Source organism: Pseudomonas batumici (assembly GCF_036585405.1).
GTDB classification, from domain to species: Bacteria; Pseudomonadota; Gammaproteobacteria; order Pseudomonadales; family Pseudomonadaceae; genus Aquipseudomonas; species Aquipseudomonas batumici.
This window is the reverse complement of the sequence record NZ_CP144470.1, coordinates 780,972-801,271: the sequence shown is the minus strand read 5'-3', so window position 1 is coordinate 801,271 and position 20,300 is coordinate 780,972. Positions and strand designations below refer to the sequence as shown.

The window sequence follows — 20,300 nt, the reverse complement described above, 5'->3', positions numbered from 1 at the left end:
GCGGCGATTTAAGCCTAAAAAAAACAAATGTCAAAGCTGCATAACAGCGTTATGTTCATGATTTTTATCAATTCCCTGGCACGGAGCGCGGGCTGGATTCTACGGTAAACGCCTAAATGTGAAAAGCCTATGAAGGCGAGATGAATGTCCTGTTCTTTTTGCCCGATGGACAGCCTCGATTCAGGTAATCTGTGAAACAACACAAGAGACTCGTATTCCAGTGCATGGAGCAGGGCCCCGGATGAACCACTATGCACCGCGCGACTGGCTGCCCCACGAGCGCCCCAGCCTGCCGGGATCGCCGTCGACGCCGTTGCATTCCACGCCCAGGCGCTGGGCCTATGCCATGGTCGGACTGCTGGTGGCCCTGACCGGCGGGCTGGGCAACTCGCTGGTGATCGCCAACCAGCCGTACCTGCAAGGCGCGCTGGGTGCGACCACGGCGGAGATGGCCTGGCTGCCGGCGGCCTACGTCATGACCAACGTCTCGATGAACCTGTTGCTGGTGAAGTTCCGCCAGCAGTTCGGCCTGCGGGCCTTTACCGAGGTGTTCCTGGTGCTCTATGCGCTGGTGACCTTCGGTCATCTGTTCGTCAACGACCTGAGTTCGGCGATTGCCGTGCGGGCGGCCCACGGCATGGTTGGGGCGGCCCTCAATTCCCTGGGGTTGTACTACATGATCCAGGCCTTCCCGGCGAAGTGGCGGCTCAAGGCCCTGGTACTGGGGCTGGGGACCTCGCAACTGGCGTTGCCCCTGGCGCGGCTGTTTTCCGAGGACCTGCTGCAGATCGCCGAGTGGCGCGGACTGTATCTGTTCGAGCTGGGACTGGCCCTGGCGGCCCTGGGCTGTGTGCTCCTGCTCAAGCTGCCGCCGGGCGATCGCTTCAAGACCTTTGAAAAACTCGACTTCCTGACCTTCGCGATCCTCGCCACCGGCGTGGCGCTGCTGTGTGCGGTGCTGTCCCTGGGGCGGATCGACTGGTGGCTGGAGGCGCCCTGGATCGGGATCGCCTCGGCGGCTTCCATCGTCCTGATCCTCGCCGGGCTTGCCATTGAACACAACCGCAGCAACCCGATGCTGATGACCCGCTGGCTGGGCAGCGGGGCGATGATCCGCCTGGGGCTGGCGGTGATCCTGATCCGCATGGTGCTGTCGGAGCAGTCCACCGGCGCGGTGGGGTTCCTTCAGGCCTTGAACATGGGCAGTGAGCAGATGCGCAGCCTCTATGCCGTGATGCTGCTGGGCAGTATCGCCGGACTGGCGGTCAGTGCCCTGACCATTCACCCCGATCATCTGCTCAAGCCGTTGGTCATCTCCCTGGCGTTGATGGCGGTCGGCTCGTCCATGGACAGTTTCTCCAACAACCTGACGCGCCCGGCCAACATGTACGCCAGCCAGTTCCTGCTGGCCTTCGGCGGGACCTTCTTCCTCGGCCCGACCATGGCCCTGGGTACCCGCAACGTGATGACCAACCCGCGCAACCTGGTGAGCTTTTCGGTGTTGTTCGGGATCTGCAACAACCTCGGCGGCCTGATCGGCTCCGCCTTGCTGGGGACGTTCCAGGTGGCGCGGGAGAAATTTCACTCCAGCAGCATCGTCGAACACCTGACCCTGATCGACCCGCAGGTTGCCGCACGCCTGCAAAGCGGCGGCGCGGCCTATGCGGGGGTTATCTTCGACCCGTCGGCGCGGATCACCCAAGGCATGCAGTCGCTGGCCGCGTCCGCCACAAGGGAGGCCAACGTCCTGGCTTATAACGACGTCTTCATGCTGATCGCGGTGATCGCGGTATTGACCATGCTGTGGATCTTCGCTCGCAGCCTGTGGTTGCTCAGCATGAACAAGAAGATCGCCCGCAACGCCCCGTCCTCCACTCCCACCAGCGGTGCCCCTTCACGATGAGCCAACCTGCGACCACGACCAATGCCATTGCCGCCACCCCCGAAGGCGTCACCCCAGCGGGCGCCTCGTCCACCGAGCCGAGGTCCCTGGGGGTGCGGATCGTCTCTTCCCTGGGTTTTGCCGCCATTGCGATCATCGGCGTGTTGATCGTGCTGTATGCCTGGCAACTGCCGCCGTTCGGCAGCGCCATCGAAAGCACCGAGAACGCCCTGGTTCGCGGACAGGTGACGCTGATCGGTCCGCAGCTCAGCGGCTACGTCTTCGAGGTGCCGGTGCAGGACTTCCAGTTCGTCAAGGCCGGTGACCTGCTGGTGCGCCTCGATGACCGCATCTATAAGCAGCGACTGGACCAGGCGCTGGCCCAGCTCGCGGTGCAGAAGGCCGCCCTGGCGAACAACCTGCAACAACGGCGCAGTGCCGAGGCGACCATCGTGCAGCGCCAGGCGGCCCTCGACAACAGCCGGGCCCAGATGCTCAAGAGCAGCGCCGACCTCAAGCGCAACGAGGCGCTGATCACCGATGGCTCGGTGTCCCGGCGCGAGCTGGACGTGACCCGCGCCGACCATGCCCAGACCGGCGCGGCGGTGGCCCAGGCCCAGGCGGCGCTGGATATCTCCCGCCAGGACCTGCAAACCGTGCTGGTCAACCGCGGTTCGCTGGAGGCGGCGGTGAGCAACGCCGAGGCGGCCGTGGAACTGGCGCGGATCGACCTGTCGAATACCCGTATCACCGCTCCCCGGGATGGCCAGTTGGGGCAGATCGGGGTCCGGTTGGGGGCCTATGTGAACTCCGGCGCGCAACTGATGGCCCTGGTGCCGGATCGGCACTGGGTGATTGCCAACATGAAGGAGACGCAGATGGCGGCGGTGCGCGAGGGACAGGCGGCGAGCTTTACCGTCGATGCGCTCAATCATCGTCGGTTTACCGGGCGGGTGCAGCGCATTGCCCCGGCGACCGGTTCGGAGTTCAGCCTGTTGCAGGCCGACAACGCCACCGGCAACTTCGTCAAGATCGCCCAGCGGGTGCCGGTGCGGATCATAGTGGATCCGGGGCAGGAAGAGCTCAATCGGCTGCGCCCGGGGATGTCGGTGGTGGTGAGTATCGATACCGCCAGCCAGGTCCAGCCCGTAGAGCCGGACTGACAGGCCAGGGCTTTCAAATCGGCGGTGGCGGCTCTCCATCATCGCCTTGCAACTGATCAGTGGTGAGGAAGGGGCGCTGCTCGGGCGCTATGGTGAATAGGCCGACCCTGCGATCCAGGTATCCATTCATGGCTGACGGTTATCTTTCATTCACCAATACCCCCTGGGGGCACTGGCTGGCCCGGACCCTGGGCCTGCCGCAACCCCTGCCGTTGCAACGCTATCGCCCGGGCCAGGCGGGCAACCTGCTCAATCCGGTGGTACTCGCGGCAGGACCCCAGGGCCGCCTGTCAGGCGAGTTGCAACGGATTTTCGCCGCCACCGACACGGTGGCCGCCGTACCCGCCCGCATCGACGCACCCTCCACGGTCAAGGTCCGGGGGCTGGTGTTCGATGCCAGCGGCCTGGCTGACGTGCCGCAACTGGACGAGCTGTACCGTTTTTTCCACGCCAATGTTCGGCGCCTGAGCGCCCACGGCCGGGTGCTGGTCCTCGGCACGCCGCCGGAACACTGCACGGACCTGGCCCACACGGTGGCGCAGCGTGCCCTGGAGGGTTTCGTGCGCTCCCTGGGCAAGGAGCTGCGCAGGGCGATCACTGTGCAACTGCTCTATGTCCAACCCGGTGCCGAGACGGAAATGGACAGCAGCGTGCGCTTCTTTCTGTCCCGGCGTTCGGCCTATGTCTGCGGCCAGGTGGTACGGATCGCCGAGCCGGTGGACTTTCCCGGGGACATACTCTGGGACAAGCCTCTCACCGGGCGTCGCGCCCTGGTCACCGGGGCGTGTCGAGGTATCGGCCTGGCCATCGCCCAGGTACTGGCGGGCGAGGGCGCCCAGGTCGTCTGCCTGGATATCCCCGCCGTGGAGGCGGAGTTGCAGTCAGTGGCGGCGTCCCTGGGGGGAACCGCGCTGGCCCTGGACATCACCGCGCCCCAGGCGGCCGAGCGGCTGCTGGCATTTGCCGGCGAGCAAGGCAGCTTCGACATCGTCGTGCACAACGCCGGCATCACCCAGGACAAGACCCTGGCGAAAATGACCGAAGCCGCCTGGCGCAAGGTCATGGCGGTGAACCTGGAGGCGCCGTTGCGGCTGAGCACGGCCTTGCTGGGGGGGCAGGGGATCAATCCCGGCGGACGGATTATCGGGGTGTCGTCGATTGCCGGTATCGCCGGCAACCTGGGGCAGTGCAACTATGCCACTTCCAAGGCCGGGGTGATCGGCCTGGTGCAGGGCCTGGCGCCTTTGGCGGCGCGCCGGCAGGTGACGATCAACGGCGTGGCGCCGGGGTTTATCGAGACGCAGATGACCGCGAAGATTCCGCTGCTGCTCCGTGAGGCGGGACGGCGGATGAACTCCCTGGCCCAGGGCGGGCAGCCCGAGGATGTGGCGCAGACCATTGCCTGGCTGGCGCATCCGGCCTCCGGCGGGATCAATGGGCAGGTGGTCCGCGTCTGCGGGCAAAGCCTGATGGGGGCCTGAATGATGAAGCCGGACTCCTCCATTCGCATCGTCGACCCGCCGCCTTCCAGCGCCCGCCTGCTCTGGGACGGTTTGTGCAGTTTGCGCAAGCCCCGGCTGGCTGGGCCACCACGATTGCCCGACGAGCACCTGGTCCGTCCGGCGGCGGAGCTGGCGTCCGCGGACATTGCCCGCTATGCCCGGGCCTGCGGTTTTCGCCCCGAGCACGGGGTGCCGTTGTCGTTTCCCCATACCCTGGCCTTTCCCTTGCACTTGCTGCTGCTGACCAGCCCGACCTTTCCCTGGCCGGCCAGCGGCATGGTCCATCTGGCCAATCGCATTCGCCAGTACCAGCGCCTGGAGCCCGGGCAGGCCTTGCGCCTGGAGGTGCATTGCGAGCGTTGGGTGGCGCACCCCAAGGGCCAGGCGGTGCTGATCGTCACCCGGGGCAAAGGCGACGGCAGCCTGGCCTGGGAAAGTGAAAGCCTGTACCTGCGCCGTGGTGTCAGCGCGCCCGTGGGCGAGCCTTGGCAGGGCGTATTGGACCTCGACGAGGCGGCCCTCGTGCGCACGCAGCGCTGGTCGTTGCCGGCGGACTTGGGACGGCGTTTTGCCCGGGTGTCCGGCGACCACAATCCAATCCACACCTCCTGGCTGGGGGGCCGCCTGTTCGGTTTTCCGCGGGCCATCGCCCATGGCATGTGGACCCTCGGCCGCGCACTGGCGGCGCAGCAACCGCCGCGGCCCCTGACGGTTGCGCAGCTGACCTGCGAATTCAAGCTGCCGATCTTCCTGCCCGGCAGCGCCACGCTGTGGAATGTGCCGCCAACGGGCACGCGCCATGAATTCGAAGTCCGCAACCTGACGGGGGACAAGCCGCATATGCGCGGACTCTTTATCGAGGGAGATCGACCATGAGTGCCTACAGCTTCAACCCGGCACCGGTGCGTCGGGTCGCGATCCTCGGCGGCAATCGGATTCCGTTTGCCCGCTCCAATACGGTCTACGTCCAGGACAGCAACCAGGACCTGCTGGTGGCTGCCTTGCAAGGCTTGATCGATCGCCACGGCCTTGAGGGCAAGCGCCTGGGGGAGTTCGCCGCGGGGGCGGTGATCAAGCATTCGCGGGATTTCAACCTGGCCCGCGAGTCGCTGCTGTCCACAACCCTGTCGCCGCAGACGCCGGCCTACGATGTGCAGCAAGCCTGCGGCACCGGTCTTGAAGCGGCATTGCTGGTGGCCAACAAGATTGCCCTGGGGCAGATTGAAGTGGGGATTGCCGGCGGTGCCGATACCACCTCGGACGCGCCTGTCGCGATCAACGAATCCCTGCGCCAGATCCTGTTGCGGGCCAATCGGGCCAGAAGCCTGGGCGACAGGCTGCGCAGCCTGCTCGAGGTGCGTCCGTCGATGTTCTTCAAACCGCTGCTGCCGCGCAACGGCGAACCGCGCACCGGGCTGTCCATGGGCGAACACTGCGAGGATATGGCCAAGCGCTGGCAGATCCGGCGACTGGCCCAGGACGAGCTGGCGCTGACCAGTCACCAGCGGCTCGATGCCGCCTACCAACGCGGTTTCTTCGATGACCTGATCAGCCCTTATCGCGGGTTGAAACGTGATAACAACCTGCGTGCCGATACCAGCCTGGAGAAACTGGCCGGTCTGGGGCCGGCCTACGACAAGCACAGCGGCACCCTGACCGCCGGCAACTCGACGCCGTTGACCGATGGCGCCTCGGTGGTCCTGCTGGCGAGCGAGGCGTGGGCGCAGGCGAACAACCTGCGGGTGTTGGCTTACCTGCGTACGGGTGAAACGGCGGCGGTGAATTTCGTCGATGGCACCGAGGGGCTGCTGATGGCGCCGGCCTACGCCGTGCCGCGGATGCTGGCCCGCGAAGGCCTGACGTTGCAGGACTTTGACTTCTACGAGATCCACGAAGCCTTCGCCGCCCAGGTGCTCTGTACCCTCAAGGCCTGGGAAGACCCCGGCTATTGCCGCGAACGCCTCGGCCTGGACGCGGCGCTGGGCTCGATTGACCGTGGCAAGCTCAACGTCAATGGCGGCTCGCTGGCCTGCGGGCACCCGTTTGCCGCCACGGGTGGGCGACTGCTGGCAAGCCTGGCCAAGGCGATCGACGAGCGCGGCCAGGGTCGCGGACTGATCTCCGTCTGTGCCGCCGGCGGGCTGGGGGTGACCGCTATCGTCGAAAAATGAAACAACAAAATACGCAAGGAGTCGCCCAAGACCACTGTAGGCAAGGTACTACGCCGCGCCTGCGTGACCATTTGTCTCCTTAACAGGCGCTTTGCACGGAATTTCTTGTTATAAACACACTCCGATACGTCTCCACGGGACGGGCGCCAGAGCGTCTGTGCGGGCGTGTCGGACGTTTTTGCTGTCATTTCAGTTGCTGACTCGATAACTCGGCCTTAGACTGCCGCCCCTCGTAAATTGAGTGCCGGGTGGCGCTTGGAATGGACGGCGCCTTTCTGTGCATCCCCTCAGGTGTTCAGAACGCTCCCTAATTCGCCTTAATGCACGTATTTTCTATAGAGAAATCAATGACAAAGGAAAAGTTGCTGGCCATGCCGGCGGACGACTACATGAACGCCGAGCAACTGGCTTTCTTTACCGAGCTGTTGCAAGCGATGAAAGTCGAAACCCACGAGCGTATCGAGCAGAACCGTATTGCCATCGAGAGTCTCGATACCCCGGCTGACCCGGCTGACGCCGCTTCCGTTGAAGAAGAACGTACCTGGCTGGTGAACGCCATCGACCGCGACCAGCGCATGCTGCCGCAACTGGAACAGGCGCTGCTGCGCATCAGCGACGATTCCTTCGGCTGGTGTGATGACAGCGGCGAGCCGATCGGCCTCAAGCGCCTGCTGATCAGCCCGACCACCAAATACTGCATCGAAGCCCAGGAACGTCACGAGCAGATCGACAAGCACCAGCGCCAGGCCTGATGCTTCGTTCCCTTTAGCCGGCTTGCTGGCGATAGCGGCGGTGCGGCTTGCATCGCCATCGCGAGCAGGCCCGCCCCCCAGACTCCCCCCACTGCAACCTTGTTGACTCGAACGCCCTACAACTAACGGACCATGGCTAATGGCCCTATAGTGGCGTTTAATGCAAAAAAACAACTAAGAAGCTCAAGTGGGTAAGCCTATGTCTGGAGAGGGAGTTCTGCCTGGGGTCGTGGCGCAAGCGGACGTGGAAGCGAAACCGGCGCTTTGCTGGCTCACGCCGCTGATACAGAGCGTGGGGTTGGCGCTGTTGCTGTCGGCCATGGCCTTCGCCGGTTGGACCTTGATCGTTTGCCTGCCGCTGGCCTTGTTGCTGGTCTGGTTGCCACGCCTGCGGGGACGCCAGGTCCCGGTGTCAGTCGTCCAGGGCGGCGATGCCCTGTCGGCATTGACCCGCGACCTGTCCTATACCACCAGCCATAATGCCCTGTCCGCCGCCGGCGTGGCCTTTTCGGTCAAGCAGCTGGCCGGCAAGGTGCAGTCGCAGCTCAACGCCGCCGCGCAGATTGTCGCCAGTGCCGAACAGGTGATCGACACCGAGCGCACGACCTCCCAATTGAGTCAGCAGGCCCTCGGCTCGGCCAGTGAGGCGCGCGGCAGCAGCGCCGAGGGGCATGCGGTGCTGTCGGAGTCCATCGGCCGCATGCACCGGCTCAGCCGGCAGGCCAATGCCAGCCGCGAGCTGATCGAGGCCTTGAGCCTGCGCAGCGAGGAGATCCAGCGCGTGACCCTGGTGATCCAGGCGATCGCCAGCCAGACCAACCTGCTGGCCCTCAACGCCGCGATCGAGGCGGCGCGCGCCGGCGAGCATGGTCGCGGCTTTGCCGTGGTGGCCGACGAGGTGCGCGGGCTGGCCGGGCGCACGGCCACGGCGACCGACGAGGTCGGGGTCATGGTGGCCGACATCCAGCAACGTACCACCCAGGTCGTGGAGCAGATCCGTCAGTTGGCCCAGGACCTGGACGGTGGTGTGGAGCAGGTCGAGCATACTGGCCGGCACCTGGAGAATATCGCCAGCCTGGCCGCCAGTGTCGAAGCGCAGGTGGGCGAGATCGCCCGCGGCGCACAGAGCAATCGCGAGCAACTGGACAGCTTGTTCACCGCCGTGGAACAGATGCGCGGCGACCTGGCCGTCAGCGACCAGCAGACCCGGCACCTGACCGAAGCGGCGATACAGATGGAAGGGCAGGCCGAGACCATCAGCCAGCGCCTGGCCGAGGTCGGCCTGGATGACTACCACCAACGGGCCTACGATCTTGCTCGTGAGGGGGCGGGACAGATTGCCGCGCGTTTCGAGGCAGACATCGAACAGAACCGTATCGGTCTTGATGATCTGTTCGATCGCACTTACCAGCCGATTGCCAATACTTCGCCGGCCAAATACCAGACGCGCTTCGATCGCTATACCGATCAGGTCCTGCCGATGATCCAGGAACCCTTGCTGGCCCGCCATGAAGGCCTGGTGTTCGCCATTGCCTGTACGCCCCAGGGTTATGTGCCGACCCACAACCAGGCTTTTTGCCAACCCCTGACCGGCGATCCGCAGCATGACACGCTGCACAACCGGACCAAGCGCAAGTTCGACGACCGTACGGGAATCCGCTGTGGCAGTCACCAACAGCCTGTGCTGCTGCAGACCTACACCCGCGATACCGGTGAGCTGATGCATGACCTGTCGGTACCGATCATGGTCAAGGGCCGCCATTGGGGTGGACTGCGCCTGGGCTACAAGCCGGAAAGCGCGCCGCACAAGGGCTGAGACCGAACGCTATTACGGTAGGAGCCGCAGGCCCGACGATTGCTCCGGCAGGGCATTTGCGACAGACTGAATACGATTGAGTACTTTTTGTCCTGTAAGATACTGCTCGCTCGCAGTTTGATTGGCCCCAATGGCCTGACGTGTTCTAGAATCACTTCCAGTGCCAGGGGGCTGATTTCATCCTGGGCATTTTTTCAATCTGCATGTCGGAAATTACTTTTTTTCAGGAAGGCCTTCCCTCGCAAATTCAGTTGCCGGTTTCCCGTGATCGGCACAATGCGGTGTTTTCCTTCAAGCGCTGATGACGCTTCGCAGAAGTCATGGGACCTTGTATCCATTAGGCTTTCTGCGCACGGGTGGCCATCGCCAGGCCGCTCGGGCAAACATCAGGGCTTTCTATTCAGTAACCGACGGCAGTGACCGATCGTTTTGTGTTGCCTGGCACTCGCCGGGCAGCTCCATTTTTCGAGTTTGAGGGCTTTTCGTTGGCAGTCAGTAATCTGGATATGCATGCATTGTTTGTGCTGGGTGATCTTCGGGCCAAGCTGGTCAAACAGTTTCAATCACGTTTCGTCTATATCACCGAACAAACCGCCGAAGGCATCTACATTGCCGAGATCGACACCGAAACCTCCCTGGTGGTCGACGACAAGCCGCGTCTGGAGCTGAAGGTGGGCGATCACTTTCGGGCCGCGGTATTGCCCAGTCGCGAGGGCGGCAAGTTCGACATCAAGTTTCGCGAGATCAAACTGACGGTCTATGGCCTGGGCGACTATGCCTATGTCACCGTGCCGGAAGGCCATGGGATCGTGTTCAAGGAAGGGCATGGCGTGGTGATGGTGTTTGCCGCCCACGAACAGTTGCAAGGTGGCTTGAGCAAGACCCTCAAGGACGTGACCAAGAAGGCCGCCCGCTGGCGCAAGGGCGAATTGACGTTCAAGGCCAGCGAGTAATGAGTTCGACCCGGGCCGAGTTCCACCGCGAGCATCTGCCGCAGGCCAGTGCCGAGGCCCGCCGGCTGTTCGAGCGCAAGGCCGAACTGCAGGGCGCCTGGCTCAACTGGGTCGCGGCGCAGCTTTATGCCTTGGGGCCGGCCGAGTATGTCAGCATGGTCCGGCGGGAATTGCAGCAGCTTCAGGCGCAAGACGCTCGTTGATCGATTACGCACCAACCCGGGAACCTCGACTACAGTTCAGTTGACTGAAGCGTTCGGGCTTTCGGTTTTTCGCCGAGAGACGACCCCTGATCGAGGTAATTCCATGAAAGGATTGCGCGCGCTGCTCGTCAGTGCCCTGGCTGTATTCTGTGTCACCGCCATGCCCCTTCAGGTTCGGGCCGCCGCCCAGCCGATCCATTTCGCCGACCTGAACTGGGAAAGTGGCAGCCTGATTACCGATATCCTGCGTTACATCGTCGAAAAAGGTTACGGCCTGCCGACCGACATGTTGCCCGGCACCACCGTGACCCTGGAAACCGCCCTGGCCAAGAATGATATCCAGGTCATCGGCGAGGAGTGGGCCGGACGCAGCCCAGCGTGGGTCAAGGCCGAAGCGGCGGGAGAGGTCGTGGCCGTTGGCGATACCGTCAAGGGCGCCACCGAGGGCTGGTGGGTCCCCGAGTATGTGATCAAGGGTGACCCGGAGCGCGGCATCAAGCCTCTGGCGCCGGAGCTGCGCGGGGTCGCGGACCTGGCTCGCTACAAGGATGTCTTCAGGGACCCCGAGGCACCGGGCAAGGGCCGTTTTCTCAACAGCCCGATCGGCTGGACCTCGGAAATCGTCAATCAACAGAAGCTCAAGGCCTATGGCCTGAACGACAGTTACGTCAACTTTCGCAGTGGCTCCGGGGCCGCGCTGGATGCGGAGATCACCTCGTCGATTCGGCGTGGCAAACCGATCCTGTTCTATTACTGGTCGCCGACGCCATTGCTGGGCAAGTTCAAGCTGGTCCAGCTCCAGGAACCGGCCTTTGACGCCGAGGCCTGGAAAACCCTGACCGACCCGAACAATCCCGACCCGAAACCGAGCCGTTCCCTGGCCTCGAAGTTGAGCATTGGCGTCTCGTCGCCGTTCAAGGCGAAGTACCCGCAGGTGGTGACGTTTTTCGCCAAGGTCGACCTGCCGATCGACCTGTTGAACCAGGCGTTGGCGAAAATGAGTGAAGAACGCCTGCCGACACGCCAGGTGACGGAGGCGTTTCTCAAGGAACATCCGGACGTCTGGAAGGCCTGGCTGCCCGGGGATGTGGCAGCGAAGGTCGCTGCCAGTCTCAAATAGCGTGCAAGGGAGGGCTGTAGGAGCAGCGCTCCCACCCGTTTCTAGAACTCGCTGACGTCGACCCAGCGTTGTTCCCGGGCCGCCTGGCGAATCGCCGTCGCCAGGCGCTCCACCTGCCAGGCTTCTTCGAAGTCCGTCCCCGTCTGGCCTTGGCCGGCCAGCGCCTCGATCAGCGCCTGGACCTCCAGGGTCTTGAGCTCGTTGTAACCCAGCTGATGCCCGGCGGCGGGGCTGAAGGCCGCGTAACGAGGCTGGTCCGGTCCGGCCAGCAGGCGCTGGAAACCGCTCTGGCCGACGCGACAGAGCCGCAGTTCGTTGAGGCGCTCCTGGTCGAAGGCCAAGGTGCCCTGGGTACCACTGATTTCGAAACTCAGGTGGTTCTTGTAGCCGTGCTTGAGCCAGCTGCTGCTGAAAGTACCCCGGGCACCGTTGGCGAAGCGCAGCAGGGCGTGGACCTGGTCATCGACGGCAATCGGGCGGGTCTCCCGGCTGCCGGCGCTGGCGGGACGCTGTGGGTGGACGGTACGGGTGTCGGCACAGACCGCCGTGATATCGCCGATCAGGTGCCGGGCCATGGCCAGCAGATGGCTGCCCAGGTCGGCCAGTGCGCCGCCGGCATGTTGCGCTTCACAGCGCCAGGACCAGGGCGAGGCGGGGTCGGCCATGAAATCTTCGCTGAATTCGCCCTGGAAACCGACGATCTCACCCAGTTCGCCGCTGCGGATCAACTCCCGAGCGAGGTCGATCGTCGGATTGTGTTGGTAGTTGTAGCCCACTCGGGTGATCACGCCGGCCTGGCGCGCCGCGTCACGCATTCGCGTGGCCTGGTCCAGGTCGACCGCCAGGGGCTTTTCGCAGTACACCGCCTTGCCCGCCGCGAGGGCAGCCATGGCCATGGGGAAATGCAGGTGATTGGGCGTGGTGATGGCCACCAGCCCAACCCGCGGATCGTCAATCAGTTGTTGCCAGTCACCGTAGGCCTGCTCGAAGCCCCAGGCCCTGGCACAGGATTCGGCGCGGTGTGTATCGGCATCCGCCAGCGCCACCAGGCGCAGCTTCAGCGGCAGTTCGAACACCGCACTGGCATTGTGAAATGCCAGTGCGTGGGCGCGGCCCATGAAGCCCGTGCCGATCAAGCCTATTCCCAACTCGTCCATCGCCGCATCCTTTGATTGTTATTTTCAGGAAGGGCTATTTATAGAATTTAAATTCAATAAATTCAACTGATGGAATTTTTATTTCGATGTCAGGACAGGAAGCCCCCGTCCACATTCAGCGCCACCCCGGTGGTGTAGCTGGACGCATCGCTGGCCAGATACAGCACGGCCCCGGCCATTTCGCTCGGTGCGGCAACCCGCTTGAGGGGGATCTGTTGCAGGGCGGTCTTGAGGATCGTTTCGTTGCTTACCAGCGCCGAGGCGAACTTGGTGTCGGTCAGGCCCGGCAGCAGGGCGTTGCAACGAATGCCGAATTGCGCGCACTCCTTGGCGAAGACCTTGGTCATGTTGATCACGGCGGCCTTGGTCACCGAATAGATGCCCTGGAAAATACCCGGGGAGATACCGTTGATCGAGGCCACGTTGATGATGCTGCCACCGCCATGTTCGCGCATCAGCTTGCCGGCTTCCACCGACATGAAGAAGTAGCCGCGGATGTTCACATCGACGGTTTTCTGGAAGGCGCTGAGGTCGGTATCCAGCACGTTGCAGAACTGCGGGTTGGTGGCGGCGTTGTTGACCAGGATGTCCAGGCGCCCAAACTGCTCGCGGATGCCGGCGAAGACCTGGCTGATCTGTTCCATTTCGCCGATATGACAGGCGATGGCAGTGGCTTTGCCGCCCTCGGCGATGATGGCGTCGGCGACGTGCTGGCAGCCTTCGAGCTTGCGGCTCGAGACAATCACATGCGCGCCTTGCTGGGCCAGCAGCTTGGCAATCGCCTCGCCGATCCCGCGGCTGGCGCCGGAGACAAAGGCGATCTTGCCGTCGAGGTCGAACAACTGGGTCTTGGACATGGTTATTTTCCTTGTTGTAGGCGCGGTCAGAGGCGGGAGGCGTGGATGACTTGCAGGCTCATCTGCTCCAGCAGCTTGTTCATGTGAATGAACTGCGCGAAGCGTTTGTCCTGGGTCTGGCCGTGGAAGAAGCGGTAGTAGATCTGCTGCACGATACCGGCCAGGCGGAACAGGCCGTAGGTGTAGTAGAAGTCGAAGTTGTCGATGGCGATCCCCGAGCGTTCGGCGTAGTAGTCGACGAACTGGCGACGGGTCAGCATGCCGGGGGCGTGGCTCGGCTGGCGGCGCATCAATTGCACCGGTGCCGGGTCGCCGGCCTCGATCCAGTAGGCCAGGGTATTGCCCAGGTCCATCAGCGGGTTGCCGATGGTGGTCAGCTCCCAGTCGAGCACGCCGATGATCTGCATCGGGTTGTGCGGGTCGAGGATCACATTGTCGAAGCGGTAGTCGTTGTGCACGATGCTCGAGGTCGGATGGTCGGCGGGCATCTTGTCATTGAGCCAGGCCCGCACGGCTTCCCAGCTCGGCGCGTCGGGGGTCAGGGCTTTTTCGTAACGCTCGCTCCAGCCACGGATCTGTCGCACGACGTAGCCCTCCGGCTTGCCGAGGTCAGCCAGGCCGCAGGCGTTGTAGTCGACCTGGTGCAGTTCCACCAGCCGGTCGATGAAGCTCTTGCACAGGGTTTCGGTTTGCGCGGCATCCAGGCCCAGTTCCGGTGGCAGGTCGGAGCGCAGGATGATGCCTTCGACCCGTTCCATCACATAGAACTCGGCCCCGATCACCGATTCGTCGGTGCAATGTACATAGGCCTTGGGGCAGTACGGGAAACCGTCCTTGAGCTGGTTGAGGATGCGGAACTCGCGGCCCATGTCGTGGGCGGACTTGGCCTTGTGGCCGAACGGCGGGCGACGCAGGACGAATTCCTGTTCCGGGTAGCGGATCAGGTAGGTCAGGTTCGAGGCGCCGCCGGGAAACTGGCTGATATTCGGCAGGCCGTGCAGGCCTGGAATGTGCGCCTTGAGGTACGGATCGATCAGGCCGACATCGAGCTCTTCGCCTGCACGGATACGGGTGGACTGGTCAGTAAGCGCCATGCTTATCCCTTCTGCTTATTCTGGAGGCCAGAGATTATTGACTAATCTAATGCTCGCCCTGCCTGCCCACAAGCACCGTCCGGTCTTATAGGTCGGCGTGTTGCAGGATGATCAGCGTGCCTGATGTGTCAGCGTAGAGGGAAAGCGTTGCTTGGCCAGAGTGGGGAACGCCGGAGCCGGTTGGCTCGCGACGGAGGTCGACGATAACGCGCGAAACCCGATGCCCGCGATGCCTGGCTGGGCATCGCGAGCGATCGGGTCTCGAATATCCTGAGGCGTGAATCAGGCCGGGAACAGCTCGCTCAGTTTCATCGACAGCATCATGTCGCCTTCGACGCGCAGCTTGCCGCCCATGAACGCCTGCATGCCGTCGGTTTCGCCGCTGACGATGCCTTTCATGGTTTCGCCGTCGGTAACCAGGGTCACGTTGGCATCCGGGTTTTCACCTTCCACCAGTTCGCAGGTGCCGTCCTTGACGATCAGCGAGAAGTGCTGGCTTTCATCGATACGGAAACCGAAGACGACGTCCAGGCCGGCAGCGGCAGCTGGGTTGAACTTGGCTTTCATTGCTTCTACGGCGTGGGCTACAGAGGTCATGCTGCGATCCTTTTATGGGTAAATACGGTGACGACCCCACAAGGGTCAGGGTGGGCCGGAGCTTATCGAAAGGTGATCAGCTCCGGGGCCTTCAGCAGTTGCAGGTGCGCTTGACTGTTGAAGGAAGCCAGGGCCACCTCGCGACCGCGAAACTTGAGCAGGTTGAGCGAGGTGTTGACGATCTGCCAGTTCAGCTCGAAGGCTTCCCTGGGCGGAATTCGGGTGATCAGGTGGAGCAGGGCGGTGATGGTCCCGCCGGAGGTGAATACGGCGATTTTCTGGCGATTGTCCGCCTGTTCGAGAATCCGCTGCAGCCCGCCCTCGACCCGGGCGACGAAGCCCTGCCAGCTTTCCAGCTCCGGGGTGTCATGGCGGCCGTCGAGCCAGCGCTCGATGATCAGGGCGAAGAGGCGCTGGAACTCGCCACGGTTTTGCGCGGCGTTGCGCAGGATGTGCAGTGCCTCGGGTTCTTCCGGCAGCAAGCCGGGCAACAGTGCGTGGATGATCGCGTCGGCGTCGAATTCGTTGAAGGCCGAATCGGTCTCGAGCAGAGGAGTCGACAGGCCGGCGGCGCTGCACTGCTGCAGGGCGGTGAGCGCGGTATGTTGCTGGCGGCGCAGGTCGCCGGCCAGGCAGCGGTCGAAGCTCAGGCCCAGGTCGGCCAGGTGCTGGCCCAGGACTTCGGCCTGGCGAATGCCGATCGGCGACAGCACGTCGTAGTCGTCCGCACCGAAGGAGGCCTGGCCATGTCGAATCAGATAGATGCTGCCCACGTCCGCGTCGTCCCGGTACGTTGAAGGTCTGGCGAGGTTATGAGGATGCCGGAAGCCTGTCAATCAAAAAACATACGCTCGTTTGAAATGTTTGTTAGAGACACAATTCAAGCCGTGCCATAACTGGTCGCAGCACCGTCCCGACGGTATGCTTGAAGTGTCGTGAGCCCCCACAGCCGGGGGCCGCCTGGTTTTGTAAGGAGTCACCGTGGAGTTTCTTGCCGAGTACGCCAGCTTTCTGGCGAAAACCGTCACCCTCGTCATTGCGATCGTCGTGGTCCTGGTGACCGCTGCCTCGCTGCGCAGCAAAGGTCGGCGCAGGTCCGCGGGGCAGCTGCAGGTCAGCAAACTCAACGACTTCTACAAGGGCCTGCGTGAGCGCCTGGAGCAGAACCTGCTGGACAAGGACCAGCTCAAGACCCTGCGCAAGCAGCAGGCCAAGAGCGAGAAAAAACACAAGAAGCAGCACGAGAGCAAGTCGCGGGTGTTCGTGCTGGATTTCGCTGGCGATATCAAGGCTTCGGCCACCGAAAGCCTGCGTCACGAGATCACCGCGCTGCTCAGCCTGGCAACGCCTAGGGACGAGGTGGTACTGCGCCTGGAAAGCGGCGGCGGCATGGTCCACAGCTATGGCCTGGCTTCCTCGCAGCTGGCGCGTATCCGTCAGGCCGGCGTACCGCTGACCGTGTGCATCGACAAGGTGGCGGCCAGCGGTGGCTACATGATGGCGTGCATCGGCGACAAGATCATCAGCGCACCCTTTGCCTTCCTCGGCTCCATCGGCGTGGTGGCGCAGCTGCCCAACGTCAACAAGTTGCTGAAGAAGCACGATATCGATTTCGAAGTGCTGACCGCCGGCGAGTACAAACGGACCTTGACCGTCTTCGGCGAAAACACCGAGAAGGGGCGTGAGAAGTTTCAGCAGGACCTGGACATCACCCATCATTTGTTCAAGAACTTTGTCTCGCAGTATCGCCCGCAACTGGCCATCGATGAAGTCGCCACCGGCGAAGTCTGGCTGGGTGTCGCCGCCCTGGACAAACAGTTGGTGGACGAACTGAAGACCAGCGATGAATACCTCGCCGAGCGCGCCAAGCAGGCCGAGTTGTTCCACCTGCACTATGCCGAACGCAAAAGCCTGCAAGAGCGTGTCGGCCTGGCTGCCAGCAGCTCGCTGGATCGTGTGCTGCTCAATTGGTGGAGTCGCCTGACCCAGCAGCGTTTCTGGTAAGGTCCCCTGGTAATGGCTTCTGTCGGTGTTCACCGATGGAAGCCATCCTGTCAGCTATAAATACGCCCCTCTTTCGCCAAGTGATCAATACGCTGGAGTCTTTAATGGATATCCAGGTTGATTGCCATGGAAGAAGCAAAAGTCATTGAGCAAGTCTCGGCACCTGCCGAGGCAGGCATTCATTTCGATACGGTCAAAGAGAAGATTCCCGCTTGGTTCTACCGGGCCGCTCCGGAAATACGCCTGTCATTTCGTGAACATCTGTTGGCGCTGGAAATGTCGAGGCATGAAGTTCGACAGATCATGGCGCGTTTCCAGAATATTGATGGGTTCTGCACGCCACTTCTGGTCCAGGCGCTGGAAAGGCAGATCAACGGCGACCCGAAATTGCAAAGTGCCCGGTTTGTCAGGGTCGATGCAACTTATCTGTCCAGTATCTTCGAGGACAAACTCTATACCTTCGTCCACAGACAAACGCTGCTGGAGGCGGCCTTGCAGAACTTCGAGGCTGGCGAGACCGAGCGGGGGGCGCTGGCAGGCAAGGCCGCTGTCCAGTTTCCCGGTGGCGCTCCGGGCACCAACGTCTCGCTTGCACCGGAAGACTTTGCCTGGGCTTGTCGAACGCTGGACTTGGGGGCCTTGTATCAGGCGCATATCGACAGTGTTTTCAATCCTCCCGATCCGCCGCCAGCCAGCGGCGCCTTGTCGGTAAGGCAGCACTTTGCCGAGTATGACAAACAGGCGCTGGCGGTGACCGCCGACATTGCCTACATGAAGGGGGATATCGCACCGGCGACCTATGATTTACTCCTGTCGCTGGTCGAGGGCGAAACAGAATTGAGGCTCGGTGGAAAACGGGTTCATTGCAGTCGAATGAAGATGTTCGCTATCGAATTGAGCGGTTGGGTGGTCATTGGCGCAGGGCTGTCGGACACTACGGAGTTGCCCTGCGTTGCCTATATTCCGGATGACCCCCGCGGTCCTTTGAAACGGTACAGCAGCTTTGTCCATTTCGAACATGATCTGACCCTGAAGCTTCGAGACCCGTCTTACCAGAAGTTCTTCAGCCGCTTTGTTCCCGAAGAGCAGCGGTTGCGGTTCTTTCGGACCCTGAATGACAACTTGCAGTTCCTGGATCGAGAATGGCCGCCCGTACCGGCGATCGCTCGGTATATCCCGTTGAGCGAAGTGCCCGTCAGTGGCGACCTGTTCGAAAGTTTCCAGCAGCAACGCTACCGCCAGATCAAGGCGCACGCGCGGCAACTGGCCGTACCCACGGCCGACGTCGATGCCCGGGTGCGCCAGGCGCGTCTGGACGCTTATCGCGAGGCCGGGCTGAGCCTGTTGGCGTTGGCCATTTCGTTCGTGCCGGTGATCGGCGAGATCATCCTGGCGGCGGCCGTGGTGAATATGGTCGTGGAGGTCTATGACGGATTTGCGGCTTGGCAACTCGGGGACAAACGCGAGGCCCTCGGTTATCTGCTGGGTGTGGCTGAGGACATCGCCCTGTTGGCGGCCGGGGCCGTGGTGGTGAAGGGCGGCAAGGCGCTGTTCAAGACTCGGTCCCCGACTTCAGTCGACGCCTTGATTCCCGTTGAAGGGCCAAGAGGCCAGCGCCGCTTGTGGAAGGCCGATCTTGCCCCCTATGAGCGTGAGATCCGTCTGCCCGAGGATCTCCAGGCCAATGAGGTGGGGCTTTATCCGTTTCAGGGCAAGCTCTATCTACCGCTGTCAGGGAAGGTGTATGCCGTGAGGTATGACAGCGTGCGCCTGCAATGGCGGATTGAGCACCCGGGAGGCGAAGCGTTCCACGCCGTGCCGCTCAGGTTCAACCGTACGGGTGTCTGGCAAACGATTTACGAGCGAGTCGCGGACTGGCACGTGGAGCAATTGTTCCGACGCCTCGGTGAACCCATCGCCGGACTCAGCGAGCCGTTGCGATTGCAGATCCGTCAGTTGTGTTCCGCCCAGGAGAATGTGTTGCGCAAAGCCCTGGCGGACAATCAGCCGGCGCCCGCGCTGCTGCTCGATACGATCAAGCGCTTCAGGATCGACCAGGCCATCAGCGATTTTATCGGCGAGGTGCCCGACACCATATCGCGAACGGTGGAGCAGGGCGATCTGCGCTTGCGGGTGCTGACGTCGCTGCCCGACTGGCCGGAAAACCGGGTCGTCCAGGTGCTCAATGGTTTGGGAGACGTCATGGAGGAGTACGGTCGGCGCACTTCCGAGCAGTTCTCCTCGTTTCAGATCATCGAGTCACAACTCAAGAATGGCGACCTGCTCAAGTCGACGCTGAACATGTTGAGCGAGTCTGAGCGCCACACGCTGCTCGGTGCTGAGCTGGCGGACAATGAGGTGCGTGCCCGGGTACTGAGCCAGCGCCTCAGACAATGGGCCGCACAGCGAAGGCAATGGCTGTTCGAGGAGTTGTATACGGCGAGTGAGAAAACCCACGACGAGAGGATCAATCGTATTCTCGGGGTGTTCCCCGGCTTGCCGGGAAGTGTTGCCCGGGAGTTGATCGCCCATGCGCGCAGCGCCGAACTCGCGCTCTTGAACGAGCGGGTGCCGCTACGGTTCTCGGAGGAAATCCGCTGGTACCTCAAGCGGTTGCAGCTTAACCGGGTGTGCGAGAGCTGGTATTTGCTGGCCCCGCGATACGCCCAGGCCGACCGTCTCGCGCTGCATACGCTTGAGCAATTACCGGGCTGGCCGGAGAACGGGTTGCGGATTGAGTTGCGCGAACAGCGCTTTACCAGCGAGGCACTTGAAACGGCGGGGGATCCGGATATCGCCACGCCCCGGGTGATTCTCAAGGTCGGTCGACAGTACAGCGCCTTCGATCACTCGGGGCGCTCCTGGGGCGGGCGGATAATATTTTCGACGCGATGGTTCATGCCCTGCCTGAACCTGATCGCGTTGCCCTTGGGTTCAGCGGCGCGGAACGAGGTGCCTGGCTGAAAGAACAGATTGTCGGTCAGATTGCCCGAGATCCTTATACCGCCCAGGATACGCTTGGCCTGTCC

General features: G+C 62.7%; 17 protein-coding genes. 12 read left to right on the top strand and 5 right to left on the bottom strand.

Annotated elements, in window-relative coordinates; all coding sequences use genetic code 11:
- Window positions 1-241: 241 nt before the first annotated feature.
- The 10 genes from NUH87_RS03225 (at window position 242) to NUH87_RS03180 (ending at window position 11,562) form a co-directional block, all read left to right on the top strand.
- Window positions 242-1,903 (top strand): MFS transporter, encoded by a 1,662-nt coding sequence (locus tag NUH87_RS03225; protein ID WP_338524699.1) that lies wholly within the window; start codon window positions 242-244, stop codon window positions 1,901-1,903.
- Window positions 1,900-3,045 carry an HlyD family secretion protein gene (locus NUH87_RS03220; protein ID WP_338524698.1) on the top strand — a complete coding sequence of 382 codons (1,146 nt, stop codon included), beginning with the start codon at window positions 1,900-1,902 and terminating at the stop codon, window positions 3,043-3,045. Before NUH87_RS03225 ends, NUH87_RS03220 begins: the two co-directional genes overlap by 4 nt.
- 128 nt (window positions 3,046-3,173) lie before the next feature.
- On the top strand, window positions 3,174-4,526 hold the full coding sequence (locus tag NUH87_RS03215; RefSeq protein WP_338524697.1) for a 3-oxoacyl-ACP reductase: 1,353 nt from the start codon (window positions 3,174-3,176) through the stop codon (window positions 4,524-4,526).
- Window positions 4,527-4,529: 3 nt separating this feature from the next.
- Entirely contained in the window at window positions 4,530-5,423 is an 894-nt protein-coding gene (locus tag NUH87_RS03210; RefSeq protein ID WP_338527065.1) for a MaoC/PaaZ C-terminal domain-containing protein, read from the top strand.
- Entirely contained in the window at window positions 5,420-6,718 is a 1,299-nt protein-coding gene (locus NUH87_RS03205; RefSeq protein ID WP_338524696.1) for an acetyl-CoA C-acetyltransferase, read from the top strand. Before NUH87_RS03210 ends, NUH87_RS03205 begins: the two co-directional genes overlap by 4 nt.
- A 347-nt stretch (window positions 6,719-7,065) precedes the next feature.
- Window positions 7,066-7,470: a TraR/DksA family transcriptional regulator gene (locus NUH87_RS03200; RefSeq protein ID WP_040067743.1), complete on the top strand. Its 405-nt coding sequence runs from the start codon at window positions 7,066-7,068 to the stop codon at window positions 7,468-7,470.
- A 199-nt stretch (window positions 7,471-7,669) separates the two neighbouring features.
- Entirely contained in the window at window positions 7,670-9,286 is a 1,617-nt protein-coding gene (locus NUH87_RS03195; RefSeq protein WP_338524695.1) for a methyl-accepting chemotaxis protein, read from the top strand.
- 485 nt (window positions 9,287-9,771) lie between these two features.
- Window positions 9,772-10,239, top strand: coding sequence for a hypothetical protein (locus NUH87_RS03190; protein WP_338524694.1), 468 nt, complete (start codon window positions 9,772-9,774; stop codon window positions 10,237-10,239).
- Window positions 10,239-10,442, top strand: a complete 204-nt coding sequence (locus tag NUH87_RS03185) for a hypothetical protein (protein WP_338524693.1) — start codon at window positions 10,239-10,241, stop codon at window positions 10,440-10,442. Before NUH87_RS03190 ends, NUH87_RS03185 begins: the two co-directional genes overlap by 1 nt.
- A 103-nt stretch (window positions 10,443-10,545) precedes the next feature.
- The gene (locus tag NUH87_RS03180) at window positions 10,546-11,562 is read left to right on the top strand and encodes an ABC transporter substrate-binding protein (protein ID WP_338524692.1); all 1,017 of its coding nucleotides are present in this window, start codon (window positions 10,546-10,548) and stop codon (window positions 11,560-11,562) included.
- 41 nt (window positions 11,563-11,603) lie between these two features.
- Here the strand turns inward: NUH87_RS03180 and NUH87_RS03175 are convergent, their stop codons facing one another.
- The 5 genes from NUH87_RS03175 to NUH87_RS03155 all read right to left on the bottom strand — a co-directional run bounded on the left by NUH87_RS03175 (window position 11,604) and on the right by NUH87_RS03155 (window position 16,040).
- Window positions 11,604-12,719 carry a Gfo/Idh/MocA family oxidoreductase gene (locus tag NUH87_RS03175; protein ID WP_338524691.1) on the bottom strand — a complete coding sequence of 372 codons (1,116 nt, stop codon included), beginning with the start codon at window positions 12,717-12,719 and terminating at the stop codon, window positions 11,604-11,606.
- 89 nt (window positions 12,720-12,808) lie between these two features.
- Window positions 12,809-13,576 (bottom strand): SDR family oxidoreductase, encoded by a 768-nt coding sequence (locus NUH87_RS03170; protein WP_040067756.1) that lies wholly within the window; start codon window positions 13,574-13,576, stop codon window positions 12,809-12,811.
- A gap of 26 nt (window positions 13,577-13,602) precedes the next feature.
- Window positions 13,603-14,670 carry a phosphotransferase family protein gene (locus NUH87_RS03165; RefSeq protein WP_338524690.1) on the bottom strand — a complete coding sequence of 356 codons (1,068 nt, stop codon included), beginning with the start codon at window positions 14,668-14,670 and terminating at the stop codon, window positions 13,603-13,605.
- A gap of 282 nt (window positions 14,671-14,952) precedes the next feature.
- Entirely contained in the window at window positions 14,953-15,267 is a 315-nt protein-coding gene (locus NUH87_RS03160; protein ID WP_338524689.1) for an SCP2 sterol-binding domain-containing protein, read from the bottom strand.
- Window positions 15,268-15,329: 62 nt separating this feature from the next.
- A complete protein-coding gene (locus NUH87_RS03155) occupies window positions 15,330-16,040 on the bottom strand; it encodes a histidine phosphatase family protein (protein ID WP_338524688.1) in 711 nt (236 codons plus the stop codon).
- Window positions 16,041-16,248: 208 nt separating this feature from the next.
- Between NUH87_RS03155 and sohB the strand changes: the two genes are divergently transcribed.
- Window positions 16,249-17,271 (top strand): protease SohB, encoded by a 1,023-nt coding sequence (gene sohB, locus NUH87_RS03150; RefSeq protein WP_338524687.1) that lies wholly within the window; start codon window positions 16,249-16,251, stop codon window positions 17,269-17,271.
- Window positions 17,272-17,397: 126 nt separating this feature from the next.
- Window positions 17,398-20,235: a dermonecrotic toxin domain-containing protein gene (locus tag NUH87_RS03145; RefSeq protein ID WP_338524686.1), complete on the top strand. Its 2,838-nt coding sequence runs from the start codon at window positions 17,398-17,400 to the stop codon at window positions 20,233-20,235.
- The last annotated feature ends 65 nt before the right edge of the window (window positions 20,236-20,300 follow it).